General features: G+C 72.4%; 8 protein-coding genes. 1 reads left to right on the forward strand and 7 read right to left on the reverse strand.

Annotated features, from left to right (window positions below; genetic code table 11):
- Positions 1-12 precede the first annotated feature (12 nt).
- Both VF665_RS13720 and VF665_RS13725 read right to left on the reverse strand, forming a co-directional pair.
- Positions 13-438, reverse strand: a complete 426-nt coding sequence (locus VF665_RS13720) for a hypothetical protein (protein ID WP_331053998.1) — start codon at positions 436-438, stop codon at positions 13-15.
- Positions 439-599: 161 nt separating this feature from the next.
- Positions 600-1,589 (reverse strand): alpha/beta hydrolase, encoded by a 990-nt coding sequence (locus VF665_RS13725; protein ID WP_331053999.1) that lies wholly within the window; start codon positions 1,587-1,589, stop codon positions 600-602.
- 227 nt (positions 1,590-1,816) lie between these two features.
- On the opposite strand from VF665_RS13725, the gene VF665_RS13730 reads away from it, so the two are divergent.
- Positions 1,817-2,134, forward strand: a complete 318-nt coding sequence (locus VF665_RS13730; protein WP_331054000.1) for a DUF6665 family protein — start codon at positions 1,817-1,819, stop codon at positions 2,132-2,134.
- Between the two features lie 34 nt (positions 2,135-2,168).
- Here VF665_RS13730 and VF665_RS13735 read toward each other — a convergent pair whose 3' ends face one another.
- The 5 genes from VF665_RS13735 to VF665_RS13755 form a co-directional block, all read right to left on the reverse strand.
- A complete protein-coding gene (locus VF665_RS13735; RefSeq protein ID WP_349263131.1) occupies positions 2,169-2,921 on the reverse strand; it encodes an alpha/beta hydrolase in 753 nt (250 codons plus the stop codon).
- A gap of 711 nt (positions 2,922-3,632) precedes the next feature.
- Complete coding sequence (locus VF665_RS13740; RefSeq protein ID WP_331054002.1) at positions 3,633-4,073, reverse strand: GNAT family N-acetyltransferase; 441 nt, start codon at positions 4,071-4,073, stop codon at positions 3,633-3,635.
- A complete protein-coding gene (locus VF665_RS13745) occupies positions 4,067-4,483 on the reverse strand; it encodes a nuclear transport factor 2 family protein (RefSeq protein WP_331054003.1) in 417 nt (138 codons plus the stop codon). Before VF665_RS13745 ends, VF665_RS13740 begins: the two co-directional genes overlap by 7 nt.
- A gap of 48 nt (positions 4,484-4,531) precedes the next feature.
- On the reverse strand, positions 4,532-5,665 hold the full coding sequence (locus VF665_RS13750; protein WP_331054004.1) for a serine hydrolase domain-containing protein: 1,134 nt from the start codon (positions 5,663-5,665) through the stop codon (positions 4,532-4,534).
- 101 nt (positions 5,666-5,766) lie between these two features.
- Positions 5,767-6,291, reverse strand: a 525-nt coding sequence (locus VF665_RS13755) for a class I SAM-dependent methyltransferase (RefSeq protein WP_331054005.1), incomplete at its 5' end; no start/stop codon positions are given.

Here is a 6,291-nt window from a genome sequence, read left to right on the forward strand (position 1 = left end):
GTCGCGCGGACGCTACGCCGCATCTTCCACGCGGCGGTTGCCCACGTCGTCCACTTCGGGCAGGGCGCCGCTGTGAATCCCCATCTGCTTCATCATGTACGTCTGCCGGGCCATGAGAATGCGGGTGGCCCGGATGTCGTAGTGCGTCTTGATGAGCACGGAGGTAAGGTCCGAGCCCGCCCACAGCAGCGCGGCGAACACGATCAGCCGGATGGTGTCGCCCACCAGCAGCCCCAGCCCCACGCCCCCCGGCGGACGGTCCAGCCACCAGACGCCGAACTGCACCAGCGCCAGCAGCAGGACGACGGCGGCCGCCACGCGGATCACCGTGGTGGCGAACTCCAGCCCCCGGGTGGGCTCCAGATCCTCCTCGCGCACGGCCACGCCCGCCAGCACCGGGCGTTTGGACGCGGGCGCGGAATCCTCGGTGTGCTGCATCGTATCCCTCTGCCTGGGCCACGGGTCTGATTCGGCCGGCCGCCGCGCTCCACGTGTGCGACGGCCCGGGGGATCAGTCATAGCATACCGCAGGCCCGCACGCCCGGCACGCTCTCCGGAAGCCGGCGGGCCGCGGTGCCGCGGATGCCGTGCACCCGCCCTCAGCGCGCGGCGCGCGGGGCTTCGGCGCGGATCGTCCGGACCAGGTCGCGGACCGCATCCACCACTACGTCGGGGCGGTTGAAGTGGATGTAGTGCGTCGCATCCACCACCTGCTGCCGCCCGCGCGACGACCACGACGCCTGATCGGCCCCCAGCCGCTTCCACGCCGCCAGCCGCTTCGCCTCCTGCTCCGCGCTCTCGCCGGGGAGCGCGGTGATCGCCGTCAGCACGATCAGGGGCCGGTCGCCCAGGGCGCGGCTCGCGTCGGCCCGGCGGAGCGTTTCATCCATCGCGCGCGCTTCCCGCACCAGCGCCGCCGAGGAGGGCGGATACAGCGCCCGCTGCGCGGCGGCCATCTGCGGCGTCCAGTCCGCCGGGGCGGCGCGCGGCGCCATCAGCCGCATGACCCCGAGCCGCGCGAGCGTGGGGCCGAGCGCCAGAATCGCGGCGTTGCGCATCCGGCGGAGGGGGCCGGGCGCGGTGCCGGCCGCCTCGCCCATCCGCTCCCGCCCGTACGGGTGGGCGGCGTCCACCAGCACCAGGCCGGCGGTTTCGCGGGGATGCCGAGCGGTGAACACCAGGGCGTACGGCCCGCCCATGGAGTGCCCCACGAGCACCCACGGCGCGCGCTCCCCCGCGGCCGTCAGCGCGCGATGCAGGTCGCGCGCGGCGCTGTCACTGTGGAACGCGCCGGGCGCCGGGTCGCTCCACATCATCCCCGCGCGGCTGTACGCGCACGTGCGGGTGATGGCGGCGAGGTCATCGTGCACGGTGTTCCAGCTCAACGGGCCGGAGGTGTCCAGCCCGTTTTCCATCACCACGGTGGGCGAACCCGCGCCGCGGCAGTCCAGGTGAATGCGCCGGCCGCCCACGTCCACCAGCCTGCCGCGGGGCGCGAACCGTTTGCGGGCGTCCCGCCGCGCCTCCGCTTCGTACACTGCGCCCGTGATCGCTGCGATGAGCACGAGCAGCGTCAGCCCGGCGAGCACGCGACGGATGCGCCCTCTCCTTTTCAAACGGGGCCGATCACCGGGGTGCCGTCTGCGGATCAGCATGGGCGGATGGGCGGTCTCGGAGGCTGCATCGGGGAGGATGGCGGCGGTGGTCGCAAGGTGCGGGCGGGCATATCTTCAGGGGATGGATCGCGCCCCGCATGGGGAGAAACGTTCAGGAACGCTCGGCGACGATGGCGCTCAGACCTCCGCGGCACCTTGGAATGCCGGAGAGTACCCGCGACGTGGACCCGTTGCGGTACGAGATCATGCAGGAGCAGGCGGCCGTGCTGGCCCGCCTGGGCACGGCGCTGCACACCGCGCTGCAGAAGCTGGCCGCGTTCGACGCCGTGCGCGGAGCGGGCGAGCGCCCCGGCGAGCGGGACGCGCTGGTGGGCGCGGCGGGCGAGGCGCTGTGGTACTACGTGGTGCAGCGCGAGGTGCTCGGCTTCGGCGTGGGCGAGAACCTGCTGCGCGAACTCGGCGTTCCGCGCGAGGTGCGGCTGCGCATGGGGCTGAACCGCGCGCCCGGGGCGCCGTAGCCGCGCCCTGTCTTCTGCCGTTCGAGGACGGGGGTTATCGCGCCGGCCTTTTTGCCGGGAACAGGTCGCGCAGTACGCCGGGCGCGGACGACCGGTAGATTGTGGAGTGCTGCAGGTCCGGCCGCGGAACGTAGCGCCAGCGCACCCCGGCCGGCGCGGCGGCGCGCAGCTGCTCGGTCAGGCGCACCACGGAGGGCGCGATGTTCTCTTCCGCGTCCGCCGAGGAAAGGAAGAGCGTCGCCGTGGTGCAGGGCTCGGCACGCAGGCGGTCGCCGGCGGTGCGCACGAGCGCTTCGCCGTTCCACCACAGACTCGGGCTCAGCGCGACGTACGTGTCGAACAGGTCGGGCTGGGCCAGGAAGGTTTCCACCACGAACAGCCCTGCCAGCGACTCGCCGATGATGGCGCGCTCTCCCGAAACCCTGTACCGCCGCCCGATCTCCGGAATCAACTCGTTGGCGATGAAGGCGCGGAACGCCGCCGATCCGCCCACGCGCGGTGCGATGCGGCGGTCTTCTTCCACCGTGGTGGGCCCGGTCATGTCGCGCCGTCGCTCGGTGTTCTCAATGCCGACCACCATCATGGGCCGCATCTCGCCCGCCGCGATGCCGGCGTGCACCGTGGACGAGACGTGCGGAAAGTCTTCTTCCACGCCGCCGTCCGGCATGTACAGCACGGGGAGCGCGGCGGAGCGGGCCGTGTTGAACCCGGGCGGAATGTACACGTTGATGCGCCGCGTCTCGTTCAGCGCGGCGGAGTGCAGGGTAAAGGTTTCGTGCGGCGGCATCGGCTCCTGGGCGGCGGCGCGGTGCACGGTGCAGGCGGCAAAGGCCAGGGCGGCGACGAGTCGGGCCGCGATCGGAGTCCGGGTCAACGAAGCTTGGCGGAATCGGGTGAGGGCATCCGCGCGCCACGCCCCATGACGGAGCGCGGTGGAGTGCGGTGCGGCGCAGGCGCGAGGGGATGAGTTAGTCTGCGGAGCGCGCGCGCGCCAGACGCGGCGTGGTTTGGTGCGGCAGTGTGGTGCGGGCGGGGAGGGTTTGGCGCGTGCGGAGAGGCCCCCTCCCCCCAGCCCCCTCCGCCCGCTCCGCGGGAGAGGGGGAGCCGTTCGGCGCAGGGGAGGGTTCGGTGCGCGACGCCTCGGCGCCGAGGGCCCCACCGCCGGCCCCTCCCCGTGCAAACTACGCACGGAGAGGGGAGGTTTCATCTCTCACGGGACTCGCCGGTCCCATGCAGTGGAAGCCCCGATCGTGGACGCGCCAGCGGCCATGAGTCGGGGCTTCCCGCTGTCCGAGCGGCGGATTCATCCGCTCAGAGGTTCTTCGCGGCGCGAATCTCCGTTTTCCGCGCCGGGGTCTCCCCCGCGTGCAGGTGAAGTCCCCCCGTCAGTTTGGGGGGACTTTCCGTTGTTGTTGCGGCGAATTCATTCGCTCAAGCCGCCTTCTGACTCACCATTCCCCGGCCGCTCACACCGGATCTCCGCCGCGTGCAGGCGACGTCACCCGCTCCCCTTCTCCGCGAGCGGAAAGAAGTAAAGGACGAACGGCTCGGGCTTGCTGCCCACGCTCTCGTACAGGCGGCGCGCGGCGACGTTGTCCGTCTCCGTCCCCAGCCACGCCTCCGTGCACCCCAGTGTGCGCCCGTGCTCCAGCATGGCGTCCATCAGCCGGCGCGCGATGCCGCGGCGGCGGTGCGAGGTCGCCACGCCGACCTCGTTGATCCAGAGCTGCGGCGCCTTGTCGGGGTGCACGTAGTCCACCGCCGAGATCATCCCCACCACCACGCCGCCCTCCACCGCCACCAGCATGTGGTGCCGTTCATCATCCAGAAACGCGCGCGCCCAGCGGGGATGGACCGGCTCGTCGAACACGTCGTCCGCCACGCGGTCCAGCACGCCCAGGCTGTCCGGGCCCAGCAGAAGGATCTCCACGTTCACCATGGGTCAAAGCAGTCGTAGTTGCGCTGCCGGGCGATGCGCCCGTCGCGGTACTCCAGAAAGACGGCGAAGCGCGCCTTCATCTGCCCGCCCGCGGGGAGCGCGCCGATGGGGATGGCCAGCGTGCCGGTCCAGTTCACCTCCAGCACCACCGTGGAGCCGGACTGCACCTCGTTCACGATCTCGTACGTCTGCCCGCGCAGCACGGCGTGCCCGCGCTCGGCGCCTTGCAGCAGCGCGGCCAGGTCGCGGCGCGCGCCCGCGGCCACCAGGCGGTTGGGAAACTCCTCCTGCACCACGTCCGCGGTGAAGAAGGCAGCCAGCCGGTCCCCCGTCGCGCCGTCCTCGATGGCGCGCAGATACCCGCGCGCATGGGCCAGGAGTGCTTCCGCCACCTCTGAATCGCTCGTCATCGCTGCCCCTTTCAGGCTGCGCCGGAAACGGCCCACCGCGCGCGGTGATCAGCGGAAGCTGCGGGCGTAGTCCGCCAGCCGGGTGGCCGGGAACAGGAGCTCGACGGCCTCGAGCGACACCTTCATCCCGTTCGCGCCGTTGGTGAGGATCACCGCCCCGTCGCCCGTTTCGGCGAAGTAGAAGGCCAGGGTGCTCTCGCCCCAGTCCGCGCCGGAGTGCATCCGCACGGTTTCGCCGCCGAACTCCAGGATCTCCCATCCCAGCCCCATCCCCACCCGCGGGCAGTGCGCCACCGCGGCGCGGTCGCAGCGGGCGGTGGACTCCTCGTTTACCACGTGCATGGAATCGCGCTGGGCGGCGTACGCGGCCGGCAGCCCGTCGCGGCGGATTACGCCGGTGAGAAAGGCCGCGTAGTCGCCCACCGTGGTGTACAGGTCGTCCGAGGCCAGCGCGCTGTCCTGCACGGAGGGCTCGCCGTAGCGCCCTTCGCGCCCGAACGGCAGCGCCACGCGCGCCGCGGCGGCGGGATGCGTGTACGTGGTGCTGTTCATCCGCAGCGGCCCCATGACGTACCGGCGCGCCAGGCTTTCCCATTCCGCGTCCAGCTTCTGCTGCGCAAAGCGGCGCGCGTACTCAAAGCCCTCGCCGGAGTAGCCCAGCGTTGTGCCGGGATCGCGCTGGAACGCCAGCGTCTTTCCCTCCGTCTGAAAGCGCCAGTTGGGAAAGCCGGTGCGGTGGCTGAGCGCGATGCGCGGCGTCAGGCGCTGGTGCCGCGGGTCGGCGGCCACGTCCGGATCCACCCAGAAGCCGGCGAGCGGCTCGTCCAGCGACACGCGGCCGGCGGCGGCCAGGCGCAGCATGGTTTCGGCGGAGACGGGCTTGGCGAGCGAGGCCACGTTGTACAGCGTGGCCGGGGTGGCGGGCACGCCGGGCGCCTGCTCGCCGTACACCCGCGTCCACGCCACGCGCCCGTTGCGGATGTACGCGATGGCCACGCTGGGCACCTGGTGGCGAACCAGCCAGAGCGGCGCCTGCCGGTCCACCTCGTCCGTGAGGGCGGATATCCGCCGCGCGGGCGCCGCCTCGGGTGCGGGTGCCGGGGCGGCGGACGACGAGGCGCGCGGGGCGCAGGCGGCAAGGATCAGCGGCAGAAGCAGCAGGCCGCGGCGGGGTGCGGTCATGGCGATGACGGTCGTCGAGGGTGGATGTGCGGGATCATCTCCCGGCAGACCCACTCTGGAACGCGCCCGGGCCGGAGCTGGTTTCAGCGCCGCCGCCGCGGTCAGGCGCCGGACGGCACGGCGGCGGGCCCGCGCACCGCGATGACGTACGCGCGGCGGGTGGGCGCCTCCACCTCCGGGTACGGGTCGCGCTCCGTCACATCCTCCACGGTGAAGCCCGCCTCGCGCAGGAAGCCCGCCATCTCGTCCGCCGTGAAGAAGACGAAGTCCAGGCGCACGGGCCGGCCCCACCACTCGTCCATGTGCCGCGTCTCGGCCCCGGCGTGAAAGGCAAGGAACAGCGGGGCGTCCGGCCGCAGCACGCGCGCCAGTTCCCGCAATGCGTGTACGACCGTGGAGCGGGGCAGGTGGATGAGGGAATAGTACGCGACCGCGCCGGCCCACGCGCCGTCCGCCGCGTCCAGCGCCGTAACGTCGCCGACGCGAAAGGATACGCCCGGATGCAGCGCGCGCGCCTGCTCGACCATCCCCGGCGACAGGTCCAGCCCGCTCACGTCCACCCCGCGCGCCGCGAGATAGTGCGCCACGTGGCCGGGGCCGCATCCCACGTCCACCACGGGCCCGGC

This window comes from Longimicrobium sp., assembly GCF_036387355.1.
Lineage (GTDB): Bacteria > Gemmatimonadota > Gemmatimonadetes > Longimicrobiales > Longimicrobiaceae > Longimicrobium.

Bases quoted from the DNA above. Each gene is read 5' to 3' on its own strand.
- VF665_RS13720 (WP_331053998.1), bottom strand. From the start codon at position 438: ATGCAGCACACCGAGGATTCCGCGCCCGCGTCCAAACGCCCGGTGCTG.
- VF665_RS13730 (WP_331054000.1), top strand. From the start codon at position 1,817: ATGCCGGAGAGTACCCGCGACGTGGACCCGTTGCGGTACGAGATCATG.
- VF665_RS13735 (WP_349263131.1), bottom strand. From the start codon at position 2,921: ATGCCGCCGCACGAAACCTTTACCCTGCACTCCGCCGCGCTGAACGAG.
- VF665_RS13740 (WP_331054002.1), bottom strand. From the start codon at position 4,073: ATGGTGAACGTGGAGATCCTTCTGCTGGGCCCGGACAGCCTGGGCGTG.
- VF665_RS13745 (WP_331054003.1), bottom strand. From the start codon at position 4,483: ATGACGAGCGATTCAGAGGTGGCGGAAGCACTCCTGGCCCATGCGCGC.
- VF665_RS13750 (WP_331054004.1), bottom strand. From the start codon at position 5,665: ATGACCGCACCCCGCCGCGGCCTGCTGCTTCTGCCGCTGATCCTTGCC.